Consider the following 23490-nt stretch of genomic DNA (forward strand, 5'->3'; position numbering starts at 1 on the left):
GTCCGAGATGGCGAAGAAGACGGAACCGATGCGCATTTTGGCGTTAGGCGCGCATCCCGACGACATTGAAGTGGGCTGCGGGGGGACGCTGATCAAGTACGCCGAAACCGGCCATCGGATCTTTCTGATGGTCATGACGGAGGGCGGGCAGGGCGGGCTGCCGGACATGCGCAAGCGCGAGCAGGCGCAGGCGGCGAAGATTCTGCGCGCTGAAAAAGTCTTTTGGGGCGGGTACCAAGACACCGAAGTGCCGATGGGGCGCGACTTGATTCAAACGGTCGAGGAGATCGTCAAGAAGATCGAGCCGCACTTCATTTTCGTCCATTACCACGACGACACGCATCAGGATCACCGGCATCTCGCGATGAGTACGATCACCGCCACCCGCTACACGAAGAACGTGCTCTTTTATGAAGGACCCACGACGCAGAACTTTGCGCCGACCGTGTTCGTGGACATCGAACAGGCGCTCGACCGGAAGATCCAGTCGCTGGAGGCGCACGCGTCCCAGGTCAGGAAGACGAATATCGAGGGGCTGAGCATCGCCGACGTGGTGCGGTCGTCGGCGCAGTTCCGCGGCATCCAAGGGCGCGTGAAAAACGCGGAAGGCTTCCTCCCGCTGCGATTGTTTATTAATATCGGCCTATGACGACCGTCGCCAGGATGATTCCGCATTCTCGGCCCTCCATCGAATACTCCGACATCCACGCCGCGACAGAGGTGCTGCGGTCCGGCCGCCTGGCACAAGGTCCGCTGGTCGAGCGATTCGAACGGCGTCTGGCGGCTGACATCGGCTTGGCCGGCGGCGTGGCGGTCAACTCGGGCACGTCGGCGCTGGAAGTCGCGCTGCGGGTGCTGGACATCGGGCTCGGCGATGAGGTCATTCTGCCAAGTTATGTTTGCGCCGCGCCCTGGCTCGCCGTGCAGCGGGTCGGCGCGACCGCTCGGCTCGTCGATATCGAACCGGAGACCTATAACATCGACCCCGATGCGGCACGCCGGGCGCTGAACCCCACAACACGCGCGATCATCGTGCCGCATCTCTTCGGCTTGCCGGCCGACTTGACGGCGCTCGAACCGCTCGGCGTGCCGCTCATCGAAGACTGCGCGCAGACGCTACGAGCCTTGGAGCAGGGAAGACCGGTCGGATCGGTTGGACGGCTGACGGTCTGTTCCTTTTATGCGACGAAGCTCCTCTGTACCGGCGAGGGGGGGATGGTCCTGTCGCGCGACGAGGCTCTGTTGGACCAGGCACGCGCGTTGCGCGAGTACGATGAGGGCGCCGCACTCACTCCGGCTTCCACGAATGTGAAAATGACAGACCTGCAAGCGGCGATCGGCTTGGCTCAGTTGGATCGCCTGCCGTCGTCATTGGAGCGACGCCTCGAGCTTGCCCGTAACTATACGGCGGCCGTGAAGGGGACCGATCTCCGGCCGCCGGTCGTCCCCGCCGGCCGGAGCCATGTCTATTCTCGTTTCGTCGTTCGCGTGTCCGGCCTTCGACATGAGCCCGACGCGTTGAACGACGTGATGGCGCGTTTCGAGCGGTCCGGCCTGCACTGTCGCAAGCCGGTGTTTCGGTCGCTCCATCGCTATCTCGGGCTCCACGGATTTCCGGCTGCCGACGAAGCGGAGCGCACGGCGCTTTCCATCCCACTGTATCCTGGACTGAACGACGACGAGGTGGCTCAGGTGTTGGCTCTGTTACGAGGGGCGCGGGCATGAAGGCCGTCGAGACCGCCCTCGCGCCATCACTGTTTTTGCAGTCGTGGCGCTGGCTCACGCCGGCCGTCGCGGGCGCGGCGCTCGGAGCCCTCATCCTGGCGGTGCCGTCGATCAGGGAACTGTTCCAAGTTGAGGGACTCCGCTGGCTCTATATTCTGCTCTTTGCTTTTCTCGGAACCGGCGCGTTGACACCCGTCATGGTCCAGGTGGGCCACCGTTGGAACCTTGTGGATACCCCGACGGATCGTAAGATTCACGTTCTGCCGACCCCGCGGCTCGGCGGGATTGCGATCTATGTCGGATTCGTCGGCTCCGTGCTGCTCAATTCGATTCTGCCCGAGTGGATGTCGGCCATCCTCGCGGCCGGCTCGCTCTTGCTCGTCATCGGGGTCCTCGACGATGTGCGCGAGCTGCCGGCCTCGGTCAAGTTGACCGGCCAAGTCGTGGCGGCCGGCATTGTCATCGCCTCCGGCACAGTGCTCACGCTCTTTCCAGCCGGCCCCTTCGGGGACACGGCCAACATTGCCTTGACGCTGTTCTGGGTCGTCGGCATCACCAACGCGTTCAACTTCTTCGACGGCATGGACGGTCTCGCGACCGGCCTCGCCGTGCTGATGGCGGCGTTCCTCGGCGCCGTGGCGTTCGAAACGAATCAAGCCGGACTGGGTTGGCTGGCGATCGCCATGATCGGCGCGGGGCTCGGCTTCCTGCCCTACAATTTCCGGGGCCGTGAGCCGGCGATGATTTTTTTGGGCGACGGCGGCTCCACGTTCATCGGCTTCACGCTCGCCTGCCTGGCGGTCAAAGGCAACTGGGCCGACTCGAACCCCATCGTGTCCTTCAGCAATCCGCTGCTCATTTTCGGCGTGTTGATCTACGACATGATCCACATCACGGTCGAACGCATCGCCACGGGAAAGGTCCGGTCGGTGAAAGCATGGCTGGACTATGTCGGCAAAGACCATTTACATCACCGTCTCGAACGGGCGCTCGGGTCGCGCCAAGCCAGCGTCGCGATGATCTTTCTCCTCACCATTTGTCTCGGTCTGGCCGCGATGGCGCTCCGGCATGCCGGCACCACCGAAGCCATGCTGCTCTTGGTGCAAGCGGGGCTCATCGTCGCCATGGTCACGCTGCTCGAAGTCACCGGCCGCAGACGGCGCCCGTAATAGCCTCTTGCACTCTCCCTCCTGTTCCCGCTAGAAGAGTCCTCCATGGTTCCTACCGTTGAATGGAAAGACGGTGCGGTCTGTCTACTGGATCAGAGCCGGTTGCCCGGTACGGTGGAGATTCTGACCTGCCGCGATTATCGTGCCGTCGCCGACGCGATCCGCGAGTTGAAAGTCCGTGGAGCCCCCGCGATCGGCGTGACGGCGGCGCTCGGTGTCGCGCTGGGCGCCTTGTCCGTTCGCGCGACGGACTACGCGTCATTCGCCAAAGCGGTGGGGGAGATTTGCAATCATCTGGCGGCAACGAGGCCGACGGCCGTCAATCTGTTCTGGGCTATCGAGCGGATGAAGCGGAAGCTGGAGGCCTCGACGAGTCTTTCGATTCCCTCCGCGCAGCAGGCGTTGCTGGCCGAAGCGCAAGCTATTCTTCGAGAGGACATCGCCTTGTGCAAAGCGATGGGGAAGCACGGAGCCGAATTGATCCGGGACGGACAAACGGTGCTCACCCACTGCAACGCCGGCGCGCTGGCGACTGCGGGGTACGGCACGGCTCTCGGAGTAATCCGGGCAGCTTGGGAACAAGGGAAAACAATTCAGGTCATCGCGGATGAAACGAGGCCGGTCCTCCAGGGCGCGCGGCTCACGGCCTGGGAGCTGATGCAGGATCACATTCCTGTCACGTTGATTACGGACAACATGGCCGGGTCGTTGATGCGGCAAGGCAAGATTCATTTGTGCGTGGTGGGGGCGGACCGCATCGCCGCCAACGGCGACGTGGCGAACAAGATCGGGACCTATTCCGTCGCCGTGCTCGCCAAGGCGCACGGCATTCCCTTTTATGTGGCGGCGCCGTATTCCACGATCGACCTCAAGACGAAAACCGGCGCCGACATTCCGATCGAACAGCGCAATCCGCTCGAAGTGACGTCCATCCACGGCAGCCACCCCGTCGCCCCCGCCGGCGTCCGTGTCTACAATCCCGCCTTCGACGTCACCCCCGCGGAGCTCATCACCGCCATCATCACGGAGCGGGGGGTGTTCAAGCCGAGTGAGTTGGCCGACCGGTTTCGGTAGGTTTCACTGCGCGCCCGCTCGATCCTGCGGTTGAGCGGACGATCAATGATGCCTTTGCATCTGAGATGAAAAGACATCTGTAAGCCTACATGTTTCCTTCGGCTGGCCTTTCTAGTCAGATATGACTATCATCTGGTCATGAAAGGGACCGGGGAGCTGGCAAGACTGTTTGCTTCATAGCGCCGCAGCTCTAGTCAAGCTCTTCGCAATGCAACGTCCATGGCAATTGCGATCGCCGCATGCCGATTGTCGATGCCGAGCTTCTGGTAGATGCGTTCGACATGTTTGTGAACGGTTCGCACGCTGATGCTGAGAATGTCGGCGATCTCGGCATTGGCTTTCCCTCGTGCGACCCACATTAAGATTTCGGTCTCCCGCTGACTGAGCCCCAACTTCAGCAAGACCGGCAGCGATACATCGGGTGTTCGCTCCTCGAGAATCACCAACCGCCTCTCCCCATCCTTGATGAATCGGACACGCAATCGTCTCCCGTGGAGCTCGACATCCAAGGGCTGAGGCGGCGCTGATAAGAGTGTGCTTTGCGACAGGAGACGGTCTTGCTGCAAGACCCAATCGGAAAGAGGGGATGGAAGCCGGGCAGCATCCTTCTGTCTCTTGTCCAGAGGCTGTAGCAACATGGCGGCTCTGGGAGTTGCCCAGCTGATCCTGCCCTTCGGCGTCACTTGGATAATCGCCTGATCCAAGTGTTCAATCAGCCGCTTGTAGTCCGCGACTTCCCGGCGCATCTCTGTCACGGCTTGGGCATTGTTATAGGCCTGAGACAGATGGGGGCGGAGCACGTTGAGGATGGAGCGGTCCCTCTCCAGAAAATCACGCCCGCCCCGATGGAAGCCCATTGAGACGATCGTCGAACGATCCCGTCCGCTGGCGAACTGCATGCCGAGGTTATGGACCGTCCGGAAGTGCTTATAAAACTCGTTATATAGCGGCGTGCGTTTCCACTGATTGACGGAAATGAAGTCGGATATTTTCGTCGGCGACCCGTCGCCTGTCGTGTGGGCATGGGCTACGCATGGATGCTGGTGCAGCAGTCGGCCCAAGATCTCAAAGCCGTTCTCGGGCATAGGGACGTCATGAGGAGCCACCTTCACGAAGGTCTTCTTCGTTGTGGGATTCAATTCATCGTATGAAGCCACATCGACCGGGACAAGCGAGGCGAGCACGTCGACAAGAGTGGTCGTAAAAGAGGCGTGATCTTGCAACGTGTAAAGGCGCTGTACGCCGTCAAACAGGCGGCGCAGATCCTTAGCGCCGAGCGGTTCCCGTCCCATCAATCTCACCCCATGCGTACGCTCTGACAGAACATCGCCGCTTTTGAGATGCGCTAGCTCAAAGTAAATACCTTTGCCATTGCGGCATGACGATGGTCCACGCCAAGATCCTGGTAAATCCTTTCAACATGCTTGTGCACCGTGCGGACGCTGATATTGAGAATATCCGCGATCTCCGGATTCGATTTGCCTCGCGCTACCCAGCCAAGGACTTCTGTCCTCCGCTTGTTCAGTCCGAGTGCTCGAATGGCATTGATTTCGACGCCGCGCGATTGTTTTTCGAGCGATAGCAGTATTTCACCGCCTTCTGAGAGTTTGCGTGCAAAAACCGAGCCTCCTAAACCATGGACATCCAGCGGTAGACGGGCCGCAGCAATGCTGCTTTCTGCACTTACTTGTCGCGGGCGAAGCCATTCGCGCATGGAGTCGGATAAAAACTCTATACGGGTCGGATGAAGTAACCCATATTCCCGACATAATGTCCGGGCCGCTTCAGTCTGCCATCTGATCTGCCCACTCACGGTTACGGCCATAATGGGCTGTTGCACAGTCTCTAGTGCCGCCTGCCGGGACGCCGCTTCCTTTCGCGCAGAACTATAAATGCGAGCGTTCTCGATCGCCTGCACCACATGAGGGCGGATGAGATCGAGGGTTGTTCGCTCTGATTCTGAGAAATCTCTCTTCCACCGATGAGAAGTCAGAGTGATGAGTGTTTTTCGGCGAGACGTCAACGCGGTGGAAAGATGATATCGGATTCGAAATGGCAAGTAAAACTCATTGTGCAGGGCGCAGTGCTGGAATTGTCCCAGGGGGATGAAATCGGTGACTTTTTTGGGGCGGCCGTCGCCGGTCCTTTCGAAATAGGGAACCACGGGGTTCTCTTCCGCATGTCTTGCCAGGATGCTGAATCCGTCAGGAATCATCTGCACCGATGAGGGAGCCCATTTTGCTATGGCCTGTTTCCGCTCTGTACAGATCTCGTTATAAGCGTGGATATCGCCAGGAACGATTCGCCCTACAGATGTGACGAGATAGTCGGGAAATTCACTGTGAGGTCGCAAGGCATAGCTGTCGCGGATGAAGTCCAGCAGCCTTCGTAGTTCACGGCTACTTAAGCGCGCCATTGCTGCCTCGCCGAGGCTTTTTAACACCGGACTTGTACACGGGAGGCACGCCCGCAGTCAAATTATGAATACGCATGGATGCGTATTGGACCTTTGGAGGGAATGCGGTAATGGGACCAGGTTAGCAGGTAATGGACAGGATTCTTTAAGCATGGCGAGGCGCCATGTCAGTGGATCGTTTTAGATTGTCAAAACATTTGCTTGGGCAGTTCCGAAATTGGGCGCAGCCATAGGGGGCAATCATGAGAGGAACCGGTGCATGCATTGGACTGCTTGCTGGACTGCTTCTACTCTTCAATAGCTCGCTGCCTGGTGAGGCCAGCGTCACGACTGGTCTTCCGCCGGTAACCCCGCCACCCAGCCTTTCTAAGCCATTGGTCGCCACGATGCTCAAGGCCCCGATGAGCTTCGAAGCCAATCAAGGCCAAACCGATCCCCGCGTGAACTTCATCGCCCGTGGCAGCGGTTACACCATGTTCATTACGCCCACGGAAGCGGTCATGGTGTTGCAGCAATGGACGACAGCGGATGACGGAAAAGAGATCGGAGTGCTCACTCAACCGCCGTCCCACAAGCGGAGTGTATTACGGATGAAATTAGACGGTTCTGACCGGACCGCTACTGTCGAAGGCAGCGATAAGCTACCCGGCATCGTGAACTATTTCATCGGCAATGACCCTACCAAGTGGCGGACCAAGATTCCGACGTACGCCAAGGTGAGCTATAAGGAGGTTTATCCCGGTATCGACGTTACTTACTACGGCAACCAAGGTCGGTTGGAGTATGACTTTATCGTTGCACCTGGCGTGGATCCTAAGCAGATCAGGATCGTCTTCGAAGGTGCCTCAGACGTCCGAGTGAAGGATGACGGTAGCCTGTCACTGTTCACCGCACTCGGAGAAATGAAACTTCAGAAGCCGGTTGTCTATCAGCTGACAGAGAGCGGTCACAAGCAAGCGATTGCAGGGCACTACATTCTGGGCGAGGCTAAAAACGACGTCCGGATAGCTTTAGCAGAATATGACCGTTCAAAGGCCGTTGTTATTGATCCTGTGTTGGACTATCTCACGTATCTTGGCGGCCGGTATGTCGATTTTAACTCTTCTATCGCAGTTGATACTCAGGGCAATGCGTATGTGACTGGTACGACAGGCTCATTAGACTTTCCTGTTACAGCGTCAGCATATGATTCGACATTCAACAAGTATCCTGCTTGTCCTAACCCACCGCCGACAGACACAAGATGTTTCGATCCTGCGCTTACTCTAAACATGAATACGGACTACTTTGTCGCAAAGGTCAACGCATCGGGCACAGCCCTCATTTACTCCACTTACCTAGGCGGCACTGGCCCTGAATTGCTGATACCGAAAGTGGTTGTTGATGCTACGGGCCATGCCTATGTTGCAGGCGAAACCCGGTCTGCTGATTATCCTGTTACCTCTGGAGCGTTCCAAACAACAGCACACCATTCACCCACCTGCGTGTCGCCGAGCAACTGCAGCGCAGACGGAGTCATCACTAAGCTGGACCCCTCAGGCAGCGGCCTCGTTTACTCGACCTATTTTGGCGGCAACAGCGGTGATGGAATTACCGCTATCGCCGTGGATAGCACCGGCAACGCTTATGTGACCGGCGATTTTCGGTCGACAGACATTCCCATCACGCCAGGAGCCTTCTCGTCTACACCCCTCGGCGGTTATGTGGCCAAGCTTAATGCTGCCGGCAGTGCCGTTGTATGGGGCACGCGTCTTGGTATCGCAGGGAGCGGATTCCAAGAGGGCCGCGGTATTACTCTTGATGCGGCCGGAAACGTCATAGTCACGGGTGGGGCGCAATCGGCCATTATGCCTTTAGTAAACCCGGTCCAGTCCTCGTACGGTGGTAATTCGGATGCCTTCTTGTGGAAGTTCAATCCGACCGGCACCGCGCTGTTGTTTTCTACCTATCTTGGTGGGTCGGGAACGGATTGGGGCTACGGTGTTACCGTAGATAGCGCTGACAACATCTATGTCACGGGTTATACGCAATCGACAAATTTCCTCGTTACGTCTAGCTCTTACGACCCCACTCATAATGGTAGTAGCGATATTTTCGTTACCAAGTTAAGCCCGGGCGGAGCTCCGATAATCTATTCGACTTTTATCGGGGGGAGCGGGTCGGATGAAAACCGAGGAAACATTGTCGTTGATGTCGCAGGGAACGTGTATGTTGCAGCGGACACAAATTCTTCGGATTTCCCGCTCACAAACCCTTTAGATACGACACGCGTCAGCGGCGAGATTGCGATTGTAAAGCTCAACGCCGGCGGTACTGGTCTTCTCTACTCGACTTTCCTAGGTGGCAGCGGCAATGATTTCAGACCCTATATCGCTCTGGGCCCATCGGGCTCACTCTTCCTCACTGCTACAGCAGGGTCTAACAACATGCCAGTCACGCCAGGCGTTTTTCAGCCGGCGACAGCCGGGTTTGAAGACATCTTTATCGCAAAAATAACGGACAAACCCATTGCCAACGCCGGCCCTGATCAATCCGTCCCCGAAGGGACACTGGTCACTTTGGATGGTAGCGGTTCGATGGGTGGATCGCTGACGTACCAATGGACTCAAGTTGCCGGTCCGCCTGTGTCACTGGGCAGCCCCACGACCGCCCATCCCACGTTCCCGGCCCCGCACGTGCCCGCCGCGGGCGCGACCGTCACGTTGCAGTTGATCGTCTGCGAAGGCACCAGCAGCAACTGTAGCGACCCCGATGCCGTCAACGTGCATATCACCAATGTGAACCAACCGCCGGTGTCCCAGGCGGGCCCGGATCAGACCGTGCAGGAAGGGAGTCCGGTGCAGTTGGATGGCAGCGCGAGCTTCGATCCGGACATCGAACCGCTCACCTATACCTGGCTGCAGCTCTTTGGGCCACCGGTCACGTTGGCGAATCCATTGACGGCCACCCCCTCCTTTACCGCTCCCTCGGTGGGGACGTCAGGGACCCAGGTGGACTTTGAATTGATTGTGACCGATCCCCATGGGCTGAACCACTCGGACTATGTGTCGATCTTCGTCACCAACGTCAATCAAGTGCCGACGGCGAATGCGGGACCCGATCAAACCAAGAACGAACAGACACTCGTCACGTTAGACGGCAGCGCGAGCCACGACCCGGATCTCGATCCCTTGAGCTATAACTGGGTGCAAACGGGTGGCCCGCTCGTGGTCGTAACCGGGGCCAACACCGTCAATCCCACCTTTACCGCGCCCGATGTCGGAGCGGGCGGGGCACTCCTCACCTTCCAACTCACGGTGCATGACGGGCACGCGGCCAGTGCGCCCGATACCGTGCAGGTGGCGGTGGTGAACGTGAATGATCCACCGGTCTGTAGCCTGGCACACGCGAGTCCCTCACTTCTCTGGCCGCCGAACCACACGATGAGCCAGATCAGCATCCAAGGCGTCACGGATCCGAACAACCACAGCCTGACGATCACCTATACCGCGGTGACGCAGGATGAGCCGGTGAACGGGGTGGGCGATGGCGATACAAGCCCCGATGCCGTCGTAGCCGGCAACTCCATCCTGCTCCGAGCGGAGCGCGCCGGGACGGGTAATGGCCGCGTCTACGTCGTGCACTTTACGGCGACGGATACGGAAGGGGCGCATTGCAGCGGGACGGTGCGCGTGAGTGTGCCGCACAGCAAGAAGGACCCGGCCGTCGAAGGGTCGCAGCTTTACAACTCCTTCGGACCGTAGTTAGATCGTGAAGAGAGAGGGGCTCCGACAAGGAGCCCCTCTACTGTCTCGCTCGGCTCATCTTCTTTTTTCAGACTTATCGTGCCCCGAACAGCGCAGCTCGCTCAAGCCACCCCGTCGCGCCCGCCGGCGTCGGCGTCTACAATCCCGCCTTCGACGTCATCCCCGCGGAGCTGATCACCGCCATCATCACGGAGCGGGGGGTGTTCAAGCCGGGGGAGCTGGCTGCGCTAGCGTACTGACATGCAAGGTCATTACCTGGAGACTATAGTAGTAGTAGTCACATCGATCAGACCAAAGAGGCGGTCATGAAACGAGCAGCGGTTTCGACGGTCAAGGCGACGTTCAGCGCCTGCCTGGCCAAGGTGAAGGCGGGCGAAGAACTATTGGTGATGGAGCGCGGGAAGCCCGTGGCCAAGTTGGTACCAATACCGAAAGAAACTGGAGTCGAGGAGGACCGCGCACTGGTGCGTGATTTGGCTCGCGCGGGCCTGGTTCGAGTCGGGACCGGGAAGTTGCCGGCGGGTTTTTGGAAGATGGCCAGACCGCGGGATAAAAAGGGGCGTGCAGTGGCGGTCCTGCTGGCTTCGAGAAACGGCTCGGCGCGAAGGTTTCACCGTCCTTCCTAAGCTCTGAGTACAGCTACAGCGGGCCCTTGATCAGAGGAGCGCGTGAAGTTTGCTCAGGGTTTCAGCTACGACGTTGGACGAGGCGCTTCCCTTCTTGATGGCCCGCCAGGCTTTCCAATCAAGACTCTTTACCTGATCCGCCAGTACCAGGCTTTTGTGGTCCGGTTCGTCGGTTACCACGACCTCGAAGGGATATCCCTCCTTCTGGCTCGTCATGGGGCAACAGATCATCAAACCGCTTGCGCGATTGTAGTTGGCCGGTGACAGTACCAGAGCCGGTCGATGTCCGGCTTGCTCATGACCTGCTTGTGGGGTGAACTGCAACCACACAATGTCTCCTCTGTCCGGGACGTACGTATGCCGCTTCATCACCAAGCGTATCCCGGCCGGCACAAGTCGACGACGAGGCCGGTCTCTTCAGGGCTTGGCGTGTTGCCTGAGCACCGTCACAGCGGCGCGGTTGCAAGCCGGATAGGAGGTCCCTATAATGCGCGCGACTCTTCAATTCATCCTTTAACTGTGCGGAGGGAACCGTAGAGACAATGAGCGAACGAACGTTAGCGATCATCAAGCCGGATGCGGTAAAGAAAAATGCCATCGGCGACATCGTCAGCCGCTATGAGAAGGCGGGCTTGAAGCCGGTGGCGATGAAACTGATGCACATGTCGAAGCGGACGGCGGAGGGATTTTACGCTGTCCATAAAGCCAGGCCGTTTTTCGACAGTCTCTGCTCGTTCATGTCGTCCGGTCCTTCGCTCGTACTGGTCCTCCAGGGTGACAACGCGATCAAAAAGAATCGGGATCTGATGGGCGCGACCGATCCGGCGAAAGCCGACGCCGGGACCATTCGCAAAGTCCATGGGACCAACATCGAGTTCAACGCCGTGCACGGGTCCGATTCTCCGGAGACGGCGGCGTTCGAGATCGGCTACTTCTTTCCCGGCATGGAAATCTTCGGTTGACGGGACGCGGTCACGTTATTCCTCCGTTGCCCTGAGCTTGTCGAAGGCTGCTGCTCGATACGAGACCATCAGGCTTCGATGGCTTCACGCTTCGACAGGCTCAGCGTGAGAGGATATGTGGTTCCTGGACTTGATTGCCGCACCTCGGAGGGCGGTGAGACGGTTGCTCTTCTCCCATGTCATTCGGATAGTCGGGAACGCCACCCTATTGAGCCTGTGCCTTCTGTCCTCCTGCACCTCTCCGACCTTCCAAATTCCTGCTCTTTCTCAGTCTGATCAAGTTCCACTGGGAGATCCAGCCCGTGATGCGCAGGCGCGCTTGCTGGCTGAGGCGCATCGGGCTTTCGCACAGGCACGGTATCCCACGGCCGTCTTATTTTTCACGCGATTTATCGAGCGTGCGCCGGATTCTCGCCATGCCGCTGAAGCCCGTTGGTGGCTGGGGCAGGCGCACGAGCAATTGGGCGATTACGCCGCCGCAATGCAGGAGTACCGGATCGTGGCGGCGGGTGCCCTCTCGGCGCGAGCGAATAGCAGGGAGTATGAGACGCAGGCGCTTCGGAGACTCGACGAACTACGGGGACGGCAGGCCGCCGATCGCACCAGCGGCAGACGCCCGGTTGCCGTGCGCCTGCCGGCAGCCTCTCTTCCCGCGGAATCGGCGATCACCGCGTGGCTTCGCGATCTGTCATCGGCCGGGGTCACGGCCCTCGTGATCGATGCGGATCCTTTGCCGGCGACCGAGCGGGAACGGCGCCCTCTTCAGCGCGCCAAACAAGTGATTGCTGAGGCGCATCAGCTCGGGCTCCTCGTCTGGATGACGTTCGATGTGCATCGACCGCAGGGGATCGGTGTGCGGCCGGATTGGCTGAGCGTCACATCCAACGGGGCCGCGTCGGCCTCGACTCCCGATGTGACCAACATCGGCTATCAGGCGTACCTTGAGAAAGTCCTTCGCGAGTTGCTGGACACCGGATGCGATGGGATTTTCGTACCGGCGCGGCCCACTGATGGATTTGCCGCCGAGTTCTCCGAGGGCGGGTTTCGCGCCTTCGCCGCTTCCTTTGAGCCGAGCCTTTCTCCGCAAGACCTGTTCTCTCCCGGTCCATCCTCGGACGGCTCGCCGTCGGACCGGACTGTGTGGTATTGGCGCTGGGTAGGTTGGAAAGCGGCTTCCTATGCGAAGTTTTTGGTGAGCCTTGCCGCGGTGCTGCGGGCCGGCGGCACACCGCGCGCGCTTCTTCTGGAAGTCCACCAAGAGACGTTGTTGAATCCGCTCGAGGGGTTGGAGCGTTATGGAGAAGACGTCGTGGAATTGGTGCGGCGGACGGGCGGGACGATCATCGTCAGGCGCGAGGCCGCCGACGGGGAAGTCCTTATCGAAAAACTCGGGCAGCAACTAGGTGCCCCCGATCGGCTCTGGACGGAAATTCTTCCTAGAGCCAGCGGCGATCCGTTCTCGGCCGCGTCGTTGAGACTACTTTTAGGAGAGCAGGATGAAGCCGGCCGGCGGTCGCTGCTGATCGCACCTCAGCTCGTTCCCGCCGTTCCTTGACAAAGCCGGTCGAGGCCCACTATGATCCGTCCGCGTTGAGTGCGACGCGCTGATCATCATATGAGGAGCCTATGATCCCTTCCGAGTTGCGGTATCACAAAGAACATGAATGGGTTCGCCTGAACGGCAGGCAGGCCACCATCGGCATCAGCCATTTTGCGCAGGATGCGCTGGGCGACATCGTGTTTTTGGATCTTCCGAAAGCCGGCACGGCGGTCAAGGCCGGCCAGCAAATCGGGGAAGTGGAATCGACGAAGACCACCTCGACCATCTATACGCCGGTCAGCGGGACGATCTCGAGCATCAACACAGATCTCAAAGACCATCCGGAGGTCGTCAACTCCGACCCCTATGGCAAGGGCTGGATCGCCGTCATCGAATTGTCCAATCCGAGCGAGGTGGACGGGTTGATGTCCGCCGCCCAGTACGAGCAGTTTCTCGCCAGCCAGAAGAAAGGTTAAGGTCGAGGCTCAGGCTCAGGTACCCTCGGCCTCAGCCTAAGCCTTAACCTTCATATGTCTTCCCCAGCCCACATCGCCATTCTCGGCGCCGGCCCGGGCGGCTATGTGGCCGCGATTCGCGCGGCCCAGCTCGGCGCGCGCGTCACGGTCGTCGAGCGCCAGGCGCTCGGCGGCGTCTGCTTGAATTGGGGCTGCATTCCCAGCAAGGCGCTCCTGTCCGTCATCGAGCTCGGTGACAAGCTGAAAAAAGCGGATGAACTCGGGCTGGTCCTCTCGGAGCCGGCCCGCTATGATCCCGCCCGCATGGTGGCCCGTAAAAATAAAGTGGTCGCCGGCCTGGTGAAGGGCATCGGGACTCTCTTCAAAGCCTGGAAGATCGAGGTGGTGGAAGGGACCGGGGAGTTGCTGGACGCCCGAACCATCGCCGTGACCGGCGCCGATGGGACGGCTCGCAAAGTCGAGGCCGATGCGGTCGTCATTGCGACCGGATCGTCGTGGCCGCAACTCGCCCAGTTTCCCGTCGACGGCAGGCAGATCATCACCAGCAAGCAGGCTTTGGATCTCGAAATCGTGCCGAACCGGATCGTCATTTTGGGAGGCGGCGTGGAAGGCTGCGAGTGCGCATCGCTGTACAGCGGATTGGGCGCACAGGTGATCTTGGTCGAATTGATGCCGCGTGTGCTGCCGCTCGAAGATGAAGAAGTGTCTGCGATCATCACGCGAGAGCTCAAGAAACGGGGTGTCGAGATCAGGACCGGCCTCACCATCACAGCGGTCGATCGGCGAGCGGGGACGCTGGCCGTCATGCTGAGCGACGGCGCGACTATAGAGACGGACCAACTGCTCATTTCCATTGGACGCGGGTTTCATTCCAAGGGGATCGGTCTCGAACGGGCCGGAGTGGCCACAGGCAAACGGGGCGACGTGCTCGTCGATGACCGCATGGAAACGAACGTGCCGGGCGTCTATGCGATCGGCGACGTGGTCGGCAAGGCCATGCTCGCCCATGTGGCATCGGCCCAGGGCAAGGTGGCGGTCGAAAACATTCTCGGGCATCGCGCGACGATCAACTACGATGTGATTCCGGCCGGCATCTTCACCATCCCGGAAGTCGGTCGTGTCGGTCTCACGGAACAGCAGGCGCGTGAACGGGCCGCGGCGGCGGGACAGAGTGTGGAAAAAGCGATTCGGGTGGGTCGCTTCAAGCACGTCGCGCTCGGCAAGGCGCAGGCGACCGGCGAGACCACCGGCTTTTTCAAAGTCATTACGGATGGCGACAGGGGGAAAATTCTGGGTGTCCACATCGTCGGAGCGCATGCGGCGGATTTGATCCATGAAGCGGCCGTGGCGATGGAGGCCGGCGCGACGGCGGGACAGCTGGCGCGGACCATCCACGCGCATCCCACTCTGGCGGAAGGCCTCATGGAGGCGGCGGAGGATGTCGAAGGCGCGGCGATTCACCAGGTGCGGATCAAAGCAGGATCATGATCCAATCACTGCTGATCAAGGTGGCGATGTTGACCCTGACGATGGGCGTCGTCTTCTGGATCGGCTGGCAGGCACCGCAGGCTTCGCAGGACGACAGTGATTCGGAGCCGGTTGCCGTCCAGACGGAGCAAAAACCTGGACCTGAAAGAACAGCGGTCACTCCGGATACTGTCCGGCCGGCGCCGAAGACCTCGGCGGTCTCGACGCGCCGGACAACCGGCGTCCCTGCTACTCCGCGCACCGTGGATCTCAATCGCGCGAGCGCGGAGGAGCTTGAATCCTTACCGGGCATCGGGGCAGTCTTGGCGCAGCGGGTCATCGAGTACCGCGGGTCACATGGAGGGTTTCGAAGCGTGGAGGACTTGCGGCAGGTGAAAGGTATCGGCGCGAAGAAATTCGAGCGGGTACGATCCTTGGTGAGCGTGGCGGCTCCCGCCGCGGCGGGACAGTCGGAGAAGCGGCAACTATGACGGACGTGAACCAGCAGTTGGATCTGATTCTGCGCGGCGTCGTGGAAGTGATTCAACCGGGTGAGCTGGAATCGAAGGTGACTCGCTCGCTCAAGGAGCGGCGGCCCCTTCGTGTGAAAGCCGGCTTCGACCCGACCGCGCCCCATCTGCACCTCGGCCATACGGTGCTGATCCACAAGCTGAAACACTTTCAGGATCTGGGGCATCATGTGATCTTCCTCATCGGCGACTTTACGGGCATGATCGGCGATCCCACCGGCGTCTCGGAAACGCGCAAGGCGCTGACCAAGGAGCAGGTGCTGGAAAATGCCAAGACCTATCAGCGCCAAGTGTTCAAGATCCTCGATCCGGCGAAGACGACGGTCGAGTTCAACAGCCGGTGGATGGGGTCTATGTCGGCCGGCGGGCTCATTGAGCTGGCCGCGCACTACCGTGTGGCCCGCATGATGGAGCGGGAGGATTTCCGCAAGCGATTCGAGGAGCAAAAGCCGATCAGCGTACACGAGTTTCTATACCCGCTGGTCCAGGGCTACGATTCGGTCGCGCTGAAAGCCGACGTCGAGCTTGGCGGGACGGATCAAAAGTTCAACCTCCTGATGGGGCGGGAACTGCAGCGCGACTACGGCCAGGAATCTCAAGTCGTCATCACGATGCCGTTGCTCGAAGGCACCGACGGCGTGAAGAAGATGAGCAAGAGCGTCGGCAACTACATTGCGCTCGAAGACAAGCCGGGCGACATGTTCGGCAAGCTGATGTCGATCAGCGATGCGCTGATGCAGCGCTATTACGAATTGCTGACGACGGAGGATCTGAGCCGCGTGAAGACGCTCCATCCGATGGAGGCGAAGCAGTCGCTGGCCGAGATGATCGTCGCCCGTTATCACGGAGCCGACGCGGGTCGCCAGGCGCGGGCGGAGTTTCAGCAGAAATTTCAGGAGCGGGAATTTCCTGACGAGCCCGACGTGCGTCTGTTCGTCACTGCCGACATGCTCCGCGAGGGCGACGCGATCGGCCTGGTTGATTTGGTCGCCAAGACGGGATTGGTGCCGAGCAAGAGCGAGGCCCGCCGGTTGATCGTCCAAGGCGGCATTGAGCTGGACGGGCAGAAGCGGAGCGACGCCAATACGATCGTCACCGTGCTGCCGGGACAACGATATCGCCTCAAAGTCGGGCGCCGCAAATTCGCATTCATCGAGCGGGCGCCGTAGGGACCGGGGGAAGTTGGATTGTTGGAGCGGGCGATGGGATTTGAACCACACTCCGTCGCCGGGTCGGCCCTGGGGCTTGCCTCCCGGCTCCCACAGAGGGGGCCAGCCCCCTCTGTGCGCTCCCCGCGAAAGGGGCTCACCCCTTTCGAAATCCCCTGTCGTGGGTTCAAATCTACGGGAGAGTCGCGTGGTGCATTGGAGCGGGCGATGGGATTTGAACCCACGACAACTTGCTTGGGAAGCAAGGACTCTACCACTGAGCTACGCCCGCTCGCGAATCGAATCCTACGCTGGCGTTAGGGCCAAGTCAAGGAATGACCGGCAGTAATGAAAGGATGATCATGGTGACAAGACGACGGTTTCTTCTGCTTATGGTCGCCGCATTCGCAGGCGGTCTACTCGGCGGGGCCGTGAGCGATCAGCTGTGGTCCGGCCGCGCCGCTCAGGCGCAGAAGCCCAACGGCGTCAATGCGGAAGAATTCCTGCTGCTGGACGCAACCGGCAAGGCACGAGGCGGCTTCGGGCTGGACGCCAACGGTGAAATCGGGCTGGTGCTCACCAGTAAAGACGGCAGCCGGACGCTGACCCTCACTCCCGATGATCGACAAGTGATCAAGCTGGTGGAGCGGGGAGGCCGGGTCCTCTGGGGAGCGCCGTAACGAAGGAAGAGGACGGAGGGATCAAACCGCCTTCTTGACGAGCCCGGAACGCAGACAGCGGGTGCAGACGCGGATGCGCTTATGGGCGCCGTTGACCACCGCGCGCACGGTCTGCAGATTGGGGCTGAATACCCGCTTGGTCTTGTTGTTCGCGTGACTCACATTGTGCCCGGACTGATGTCTCTTCTGACACATTTCACATACGTACGCCACGATGAGGCTCCTTCCGCGTCGGTCGAATGTCTATCGTTTACAAACCGGGGGATGCTATCACAGGGCGGCGAACCGTGACAAGCGGTTCGGATATCAAGAGGAGAGGATGGACTTCGTCACTCAGATCGGCTCAGTAGCGGGCGCCCTCACTACCATCGCCTTCTGGCCTCAACTCCGGAGGACCTGGAAAACGCGATCGGCGGACGATGTGTCGCTCGCCATGCTGCTCACCTTCACGACGGGCGTCTTTCTGTGGTTCGTCTATGGGTGGCTCTTGAACGCGTGGCCCATCATCGTTACGAATGCCGTCACGTTTCTGCTCACCGCCTCGATTCTGGTGCTGAAGCTGCGCTTGCGCTCGTAAGCCGGGTTTCAGCGAGCCGCCCGTTTGGCGACGGCCATGGACGGGTCCATCGCCGGCGTCAGCGGCACGCTGATGTCGAAGGTCGGATCGCCGCCGTCGTCCAGCCCGTCTTTCCCCACGCTGTACAGCCTCTTTTGTGTCGGGCTCCACAGCATCGGAAAGCCGGTGAAGGGATCGAAATACATCGAGCCGACTTCCGCCAGTCTCGTCGGGATGGTCGCCGTCGTGGCCGGATTCCGCAATAAGATCTGCAGCGAGGCCAAGCGAAGCCGCGCGTCCGTTTCCACCAACCGTTGCGCGAACGGCTCCCAATTCGGATCGAATTCCAGCGGATTCGTCATCCGTTCCAACAGCGTCAAGGGCGAGTCGCGGGCGACATCCCGCAGTTTCGGGAGCGGGCTATGGACGGAATCGGCGGCCTTGATCGTCGCGTCATAAAACATCGCATAGGTATCCCAGGTCCGCTGCGAGGCCGAAGACATCCCGAAGAACCGGTGAGTCCTCGGGTGCTCCACGGTCTTGAATAATTCAGGCTGGAGATGCGCCGCGCGAGCCAGCGACGCCGTCGTGGAGTTGTCGCGGCGCTCTTGAGGGATGAGCGTCCGGTCGGAGCGCTGCTCGCGCCGGTACCCGAGCACGAACTCGCTCTGGACGGGCCATCGCAAGGAATACTCGCTCCGCGTGAGCGGCTGGAGGAGGTGCAGGGCTTGCGTCAGCAGAGTCCGGTCCACCGTGGGCTGGCTGATCAGGCGGGACAGGAACTCGACGTCGTCTTCGAGCATCACTTCCGCCAGCACCTTCATGGACAGCGTGCGGGCTTCGCGCAGGACGATGCGCCAGCGCGTCACATCCCGCGTGAGGCGTTCGAGACCCAGCCTGGATTGTTGCGCAAACCCGTCGGCGACGTAGAGCCGGTGCGTGCTCATCAGCTCTTCAACGCGGGGGGCGCCGGTATGGGCGTATCCCCAGTCTTCAAACCGCATGCGCAGCCACTGGTCATACCGCTGGAGCAGGATTCGATACCGGGCGGCCGAGGTCCGAAACAGCGCATCCCGCCGCTGAAATTCCTCGAGCGGGTTCGAAGCCTTCCATTCCGGCAGGACGTCGTCGATGCCGACCGGCACGCGAAGCTCGGATCGGCCGGGTTTCTCGAAATCGAACTCCTGCGGGAGGGAGCGACCGTCCGCCTCGAGCCAGATGTCGTAGCCGACCTGGACGGGATCGGCGCCGGAGGCTGCGGCAAATCCCAACAACAAGAAGTAGCCGTTCTCCAGCGGGTTGTCGAGGACATGGGGCACCGGCTCCGTGAGTTTCAGAAATGTCTCGCTTGGTTTGTCCTTCTTCGACGACCAGATCAAGCCGGAGATTTCGAGAAACATCCCGACAATGCAGAGGCTGATGATGAGGGTGCGCAGGGGAATCGTCCGGGATTTCATCGTATGCATCGGTCCTTCATGGTGGAGGGGGCGGAGTGTCCGCGATTGCCGGCCGAGAGAATGAGCAAGGCCTGTGCCGAATGGGATCGTGGCAACCCTTTGTCACATAGCCCATTTTCTGGGAATTCTTTCCAGAGGGCGGTCCCGGCTGTGGTGTCAGTGAGCAGGGGCGGACATTATTGAACTTGACAACTTTTGGCACTCTCTCCTAGAGTGCCCGCACATCACGAGTGATCCTGAGTGACGGGAAGAGGGTGCAAATCCCTCGCGGTCCCGCCGCTGTAAATGGGGACGAACCCCGCGGATGCCACTGTCTTAGAGACAGTGATGAGTGATCAGTGACGAGTGATGAGTTGGGAGCTTGGATTTCCACTCATCACCTATCACACATCACCCATCACTGCTCAGCAAGCAAGATGGGAAGGCGCGGGTAGTAGATCGGTGGTCGTTCCGCCGGTCCCCTGAGCCAGAAGACCTCCTCAGGATCGTACGGACTCTCCCTCGTGGGCTGGGGAGGGGTGAGGATGAGCTGCGGGTTGCCAATCCTCAGGGTCCAAGCCCTGGGGATTTTTTATTTTGAGCCGGATGAGTCGGAGCCGTGGCGCCGCCGTAGGCATCGGGCTTGCGCTTCTGGCTTTCCTCTCTCTCACGTGTGCGGCTGAGCCTGGATCGTCAACCGATATGAAACGGCGCCAACAGGGCATTCTGACCGGCATGCCGTTCATGGCGAACATCGTGCCGCGGACGTTCGTCGACGACCTGAACCGGAAAATTTATTTGGCGCAAGCCCCGGCGCGCATCGTTTCGCTCGCGCCCAGCATCACGGAAATCCTGTTTGCCCTCGGCTTGAACGACCAGATCGTCGGCGTCACCGACTTCTGCGACTTTCCCCCTGAGGCGAAGCAGAAGCCGAAGGTGGCCTACTCTCATCCGAACGTCGAAGCGATCGTGCAGCTTCAGCCGGAGCTGGTGCTGACGCCCCGGGCCTTTCTCCGTAACGATGTGCTGGCAAAACTGGAGCAGCTCAAGATTCCGGTCTTCGTGGTCGATCCGGAATCGTTTGAGGAGATCCCGAGTCGTATTCAGCTGCTCGGTCGCATGCTGAATCGATCCGCGACGGCCGATGCTCTGGCGATGGAGATGCGGAAGCGGACTGCGGAGATCCAGCGCAAGATGCAGGCGCAGCCGCGCCTCCGGGTGCTCTACGTGCTCAACAGCCAACCGCTGATCACCGTCGGGCCGGGGAGCTACATTCATCAGGCGATCGGGTTGGCCGGCGGCCTCAACATTGCGGCTGAGGCGAAGGCTCCGTATCCCCACCTGAACATGGAAGCGGTGCTCAGGGAGGATCCCCAGGTTATCGTGTTTCCGATCGGCGCGGCCGAAGGCATTCCCCCGGGCGAGCAGCAACTCTGGCGGCAATGGACCTCGCTGTCGGCCGTGAAGCGCGGACGCCTGCATCAGATTCCCGCCGACGTGCTGAATCGTCCCGGTCCGCGGATCGTCGAAGGACTGGAACAACTGGCCAGGATCATTCACCCCGAGGCTTTTTAGTCGGCGCATGATTGCCACCGAACCGCACAAGGCTGAGCCGATCACGGCGACCGTGGCCCGCAAGGAGACGGTCCGGGGAAGCTTGAGTCGCATCGGTGACGCGCGGCTGACGCGCGGACGGTGGTGGGCGGTCTTGGCATCGCTATCGACGACGGCGGTTCTGCTCCTGTTCGTCTCCCTGCAATTCGGCACGCAGTGGATCGGACTCGGAGACATCGTGGATCTCGTCATGCGCGCCCTGCGCGAAGGGCGGCTGGACCATGACGCGATCGGCACGGCCGGCGTGATCCTGTTTCAGGTGAGATTGCCGCGGGTCTTGCTGGGTTTTCTCGTCGGGGCCTGTTTAGCGGCCGTGGGGGTCGTGCTGCAAGCGCTGCTGCGCAACCCCCTCGCCGATCCTTACGTACTCGGCGTGTCCAGCGGTGCGGCGCTCGGTGTGGCGCTCGCCATCCTTCTGGGGATCGGCACGACCGTGTTTGAGCTGTCTGCCTTGCCGCTGTGCGGCTTTGCCGGAGGCCTGTTGTCCCTGGTGGTGGTCTATCGTATGGCGGCCTCCTATGGCCGGCTGCCCATCCACAGCCTGCTGCTCGCGGGAGTCATTCTGAACGCGATCCTCTCGGCCGTCATCATGTTCATCACCTCCATTATGGAGCCGAACCGCGCCGCCGGGGTGATGACCTGGCTCTTGGGAAATCTCACTGCGCCTTCGTATCCGGCGCTGGCCGTCTTGGCCTTGTACCTGATCGGGGGGATGCTCCTCCTCTTGAGGCAGGCGCCGGCGTTGAACGTGCTCACGTTGGGCGAGGAATCGGCTCGATCCTTGGGCGTCGAGACGGAAGGGGTCAAGCGCGCGGTCTACGCTCTGTCCGCCCTGATCACCGGGGCGGTCGTGTCGATGAGCGGCATGATCGGATTTGTGGGGATGATGGTGCCTCACGCGGTCCGGCTTCTGCTGGGGGTGGACCATCGCCTGCTGTTACCGGCTTCAGCGCTTGCCGGAGGGATGCTGCTCATGGTGGCCGACACCGTCGCACGGACGCTGCTCAGTCCGTCCGAGATTCCCGTCGGAATCATCACGGCGCTGGCGGGAGGGCCGTTCTTCATCTATCTCCTGGCATGGAGAAGGGATCGATTGTTGTGAGAACGGCTCCCTATGGGCATCGCTCCGCTTTCGGCGCCGCGGCCTCCGCCGCGGCCTACCTGGTCCAATCGGTTCGGTTTCGATATCGCGCTGGATCCCACAGAGAGGCTTCATGGGTACTGGATGGTTTGACCTTCCAGGTCGAGCCGGGAGAGGTGCTTGGGATCGTCGGTCCGAACGGATCCGGCAAATCGTCGTTGCTCAAACTCCTCGCGAAGGTGTTGCAGCCTCAGGAAGGGAAGATCGAGATGTTCGGGCGGGAGCTGACTTCGTTGGCCCAGGACGAAATTGCCAGGACGGCGGCCTTGGTGCCGCAGGACAGCCAGCAGATTTTTCCGTTCACCGTCTTAGAGACCGTGCTCATGGGCCGGTATCCGCATCATGAACGAACGGCCTGGGCTGGATTCGGCTGGGAGAATGAAGAGGATCTCGCCGTCGCTGAGCAGGCGATGGCTGCGGCCGATATCCGTCATCTCGCGGGGCGTGCCGTCACCGATCTGTCCGGCGGTGAGCGGCAACGTTGCGTGATCGCGCGCGCCCTGGCGCAGCGGCCGGACGTACTCTTGCTGGATGAGCCGACGGCGTTTCTCGATCTGCCGCACCAGATCGACATTTGTACGATTGTGCGGCGGCAACAGGAAGAGCGGGGTCTGACCGTCATCCTGGTCTCACATGATTTGACCCTGGCGAGCCAGTACTGCGATCGGATCCTGATGCTCAAAGAAGGGCGCTTGTTCCGCCTCGGAACGCCTGAGGCGGTCATCCGCCCGGAAGTCATTCGTGACGTCTACGGCTGTGAGGTGTTGGTGGACCGGCATCCGGAATCGGGGTTGCCGCGCGTGACGCTGCCGGCCAGGAGTCTGTGAGAGAGCGCGGGAAGGGCCCGTACCCAGCCTGCCCGTTCATCGTCAAGGGTACGTGCGTTCATCAATTGTGGAGGGAGTTGTAGAAGTCAGCCGTCGGTGACGGGGAAGATGGTGCAAATCCATCACGGTGCCGCCACTGTAAGCGGGGAGTGATCCTGCAATTGCCACTGTCTGAAGGACAGTGACAGGTGACAAGTGACCAGTGACGAGAGGGGAATGTGAACTCGTCACGCGTCACGCGCCACGCGTCACTGTCCCTGGATGGGAAGGCGCAGGAAAACAGCGATCCGCAAGTCAGGAGACCCAACCGACGGACGTGTCCGAGGAGCCGGCCGGAGCCTATCTCCGCGTCAGGCT

Annotated in this window: 22 protein-coding genes, 1 tRNA gene, 1 pseudogene and 2 riboswitches; of the genes and pseudogenes, 18 read left to right on the plus strand and 6 right to left on the minus strand. The window is 60.5% G+C overall.

Going from position 1 to position 23490, the window contains the following annotated elements:
* Nucleotides 1-7: 7 nt before the first annotated feature.
* From NITMOv2_RS08305 to mtnA, 4 genes are read left to right on the plus strand one after another with little or no spacing between them, the layout of a single operon-like run.
* The gene (locus tag NITMOv2_RS08305; protein WP_053379421.1) at nt 8-649 is read left to right on the plus strand and encodes a PIG-L deacetylase family protein; all 642 of its coding nucleotides are present in this window, start codon (nt 8-10) and stop codon (nt 647-649) included.
* Between the two features lie 14 nt (nt 650-663).
* Nucleotides 664-1725 carry a DegT/DnrJ/EryC1/StrS family aminotransferase gene (locus NITMOv2_RS08310; RefSeq protein ID WP_187299407.1) on the plus strand — a complete coding sequence of 354 codons (1062 nt, stop codon included), beginning with the start codon at nt 664-666 and terminating at the stop codon, nt 1723-1725.
* The gene (locus NITMOv2_RS08315; protein ID WP_053379423.1) at nt 1722-2894 is read left to right on the plus strand and encodes a glycosyltransferase family 4 protein; all 1173 of its coding nucleotides are present in this window, start codon (nt 1722-1724) and stop codon (nt 2892-2894) included. The genes NITMOv2_RS08310 and NITMOv2_RS08315 overlap by 4 nt, the downstream gene beginning before the upstream one ends.
* Before the next feature lie 45 nt (nt 2895-2939).
* The gene (gene mtnA, locus NITMOv2_RS08320) at nt 2940-3968 is read left to right on the plus strand and encodes an S-methyl-5-thioribose-1-phosphate isomerase (protein ID WP_053379424.1); all 1029 of its coding nucleotides are present in this window, start codon (nt 2940-2942) and stop codon (nt 3966-3968) included.
* A gap of 194 nt (nt 3969-4162) precedes the next feature.
* On the opposite strand, the gene NITMOv2_RS08325 is transcribed toward mtnA, so the two are convergent.
* Together NITMOv2_RS08325 and NITMOv2_RS22640 are read right to left on the minus strand one after the other, a co-directional pair.
* Nucleotides 4163-5260, minus strand: coding sequence for a helix-turn-helix transcriptional regulator (locus tag NITMOv2_RS08325; RefSeq protein ID WP_053379425.1), 1098 nt, complete (start codon nt 5258-5260; stop codon nt 4163-4165).
* A gap of 53 nt (nt 5261-5313) precedes the next feature.
* Nucleotides 5314-6411, minus strand: coding sequence for a helix-turn-helix transcriptional regulator (locus NITMOv2_RS22640; protein WP_145976232.1), 1098 nt, complete (start codon nt 6409-6411; stop codon nt 5314-5316).
* A gap of 215 nt (nt 6412-6626) precedes the next feature.
* Here NITMOv2_RS22640 and NITMOv2_RS22645 point away from each other — a divergent pair, with 215 nt between their 5' ends.
* The 3 genes and pseudogenes from NITMOv2_RS22645 (at nt 6627) to NITMOv2_RS08345 (ending at nt 10756) form a co-directional block, all read left to right on the plus strand.
* Nucleotides 6627-10127 carry a DUF7948 domain-containing protein gene (locus NITMOv2_RS22645; protein WP_083447873.1) on the plus strand — a complete coding sequence of 1167 codons (3501 nt, stop codon included), beginning with the start codon at nt 6627-6629 and terminating at the stop codon, nt 10125-10127.
* A 116-nt stretch (nt 10128-10243) separates the two neighbouring features.
* Nucleotides 10244-10369, plus strand: a pseudogene (locus tag NITMOv2_RS22650) (S-methyl-5-thioribose-1-phosphate isomerase); the annotation flags it as partial.
* Nucleotides 10370-10435: 66 nt separating this feature from the next.
* Nucleotides 10436-10756, plus strand: a complete 321-nt coding sequence (locus NITMOv2_RS08345) for a type II toxin-antitoxin system Phd/YefM family antitoxin (RefSeq protein WP_053379429.1) — start codon at nt 10436-10438, stop codon at nt 10754-10756.
* A gap of 30 nt (nt 10757-10786) precedes the next feature.
* On the opposite strand, the gene mazF is transcribed toward NITMOv2_RS08345, so the two are convergent.
* Nucleotides 10787-11125 (minus strand): endoribonuclease MazF, encoded by a 339-nt coding sequence (gene mazF / locus NITMOv2_RS08350; protein ID WP_053379430.1) that lies wholly within the window; start codon nt 11123-11125, stop codon nt 10787-10789.
* Between the two features lie 173 nt (nt 11126-11298).
* On the opposite strand from mazF, the gene ndk reads away from it, so the two are divergent.
* The 6 genes from ndk (at nt 11299) to tyrS (ending at nt 16900) form a co-directional block, all read left to right on the plus strand.
* Nucleotides 11299-11718 (plus strand): nucleoside-diphosphate kinase, encoded by a 420-nt coding sequence (ndk, locus tag NITMOv2_RS08355; protein WP_053379431.1) that lies wholly within the window; start codon nt 11299-11301, stop codon nt 11716-11718.
* A gap of 319 nt (nt 11719-12037) precedes the next feature.
* On the plus strand, nt 12038-13273 hold the full coding sequence (locus NITMOv2_RS08360; RefSeq protein WP_053379432.1) for a tetratricopeptide repeat protein: 1236 nt from the start codon (nt 12038-12040) through the stop codon (nt 13271-13273).
* A gap of 71 nt (nt 13274-13344) precedes the next feature.
* Nucleotides 13345-13734, plus strand: a complete 390-nt coding sequence (gcvH, locus tag NITMOv2_RS08365) for a glycine cleavage system protein GcvH (RefSeq protein ID WP_053379433.1) — start codon at nt 13345-13347, stop codon at nt 13732-13734.
* 54 nt (nt 13735-13788) lie between these two features.
* A complete protein-coding gene (lpdA, locus tag NITMOv2_RS08370; protein WP_053379434.1) occupies nt 13789-15222 on the plus strand; it encodes a dihydrolipoyl dehydrogenase in 1434 nt (477 codons plus the stop codon).
* Entirely contained in the window at nt 15219-15692 is a 474-nt protein-coding gene (locus tag NITMOv2_RS08375) for a ComEA family DNA-binding protein (protein ID WP_053379435.1), read from the plus strand. The genes lpdA and NITMOv2_RS08375 overlap by 4 nt, the downstream gene beginning before the upstream one ends.
* Entirely contained in the window at nt 15689-16900 is a 1212-nt protein-coding gene (gene tyrS / locus NITMOv2_RS08380; protein WP_053379436.1) for a tyrosine--tRNA ligase, read from the plus strand. Before NITMOv2_RS08375 ends, tyrS begins: the two co-directional genes overlap by 4 nt.
* A 196-nt stretch (nt 16901-17096) precedes the next feature.
* On the opposite strand, the gene NITMOv2_RS08385 is transcribed toward tyrS, so the two are convergent.
* Nucleotides 17097-17171, minus strand: a tRNA-Gly gene (locus NITMOv2_RS08385).
* Nucleotides 17172-17241: 70 nt separating this feature from the next.
* Between NITMOv2_RS08385 and NITMOv2_RS08390 the strand changes: the two genes are divergently transcribed.
* Nucleotides 17242-17559 (plus strand): hypothetical protein, encoded by a 318-nt coding sequence (locus tag NITMOv2_RS08390; RefSeq protein ID WP_145976233.1) that lies wholly within the window; start codon nt 17242-17244, stop codon nt 17557-17559.
* 21 nt (nt 17560-17580) lie between these two features.
* Here NITMOv2_RS08390 and rpmB read toward each other — a convergent pair whose 3' ends face one another.
* The gene (gene rpmB, locus NITMOv2_RS08395; protein WP_053379438.1) at nt 17581-17772 is read right to left on the minus strand and encodes a 50S ribosomal protein L28; all 192 of its coding nucleotides are present in this window, start codon (nt 17770-17772) and stop codon (nt 17581-17583) included.
* 106 nt (nt 17773-17878) lie between these two features.
* Between rpmB and NITMOv2_RS08400 the strand changes: the two genes are divergently transcribed.
* Nucleotides 17879-18136 carry a SemiSWEET transporter gene (locus NITMOv2_RS08400; protein ID WP_053379439.1) on the plus strand — a complete coding sequence of 86 codons (258 nt, stop codon included), beginning with the start codon at nt 17879-17881 and terminating at the stop codon, nt 18134-18136.
* A gap of 8 nt (nt 18137-18144) precedes the next feature.
* On the opposite strand, the gene NITMOv2_RS08405 is transcribed toward NITMOv2_RS08400, so the two are convergent.
* Nucleotides 18145-19572 carry a hypothetical protein gene (locus NITMOv2_RS08405; protein WP_145976234.1) on the minus strand — a complete coding sequence of 476 codons (1428 nt, stop codon included), beginning with the start codon at nt 19570-19572 and terminating at the stop codon, nt 18145-18147.
* A gap of 221 nt (nt 19573-19793) precedes the next feature.
* Nucleotides 19794-20069, plus strand: a riboswitch (cobalamin riboswitch).
* Between the two features lie 184 nt (nt 20070-20253).
* Between NITMOv2_RS08405 and NITMOv2_RS08410 the strand changes: the two genes are divergently transcribed.
* Genes NITMOv2_RS08410 through NITMOv2_RS08420 form a run of 3 tightly spaced genes read left to right on the plus strand, consistent with a single transcriptional unit; the run spans nt 20254 to nt 23133 of the window.
* Nucleotides 20254-21126 (plus strand): ABC transporter substrate-binding protein, encoded by an 873-nt coding sequence (locus tag NITMOv2_RS08410; protein WP_053379441.1) that lies wholly within the window; start codon nt 20254-20256, stop codon nt 21124-21126.
* A gap of 7 nt (nt 21127-21133) precedes the next feature.
* A complete protein-coding gene (locus tag NITMOv2_RS08415) occupies nt 21134-22267 on the plus strand; it encodes a FecCD family ABC transporter permease (RefSeq protein ID WP_053379442.1) in 1134 nt (377 codons plus the stop codon).
* Entirely contained in the window at nt 22264-23133 is an 870-nt protein-coding gene (locus NITMOv2_RS08420; protein ID WP_238590493.1) for an ABC transporter ATP-binding protein, read from the plus strand. Before NITMOv2_RS08415 ends, NITMOv2_RS08420 begins: the two co-directional genes overlap by 4 nt.
* 77 nt (nt 23134-23210) lie before the next feature.
* A riboswitch (cobalamin riboswitch) is annotated at nt 23211-23459 on the plus strand.
* Nucleotides 23460-23490 lie beyond the last annotated feature (31 nt).

The sequence above is a fragment of the Nitrospira moscoviensis genome (genome assembly GCF_001273775.1).
Classification (GTDB): Bacteria; Nitrospirota; Nitrospiria; order Nitrospirales; family Nitrospiraceae; genus Nitrospira_D; species Nitrospira_D moscoviensis.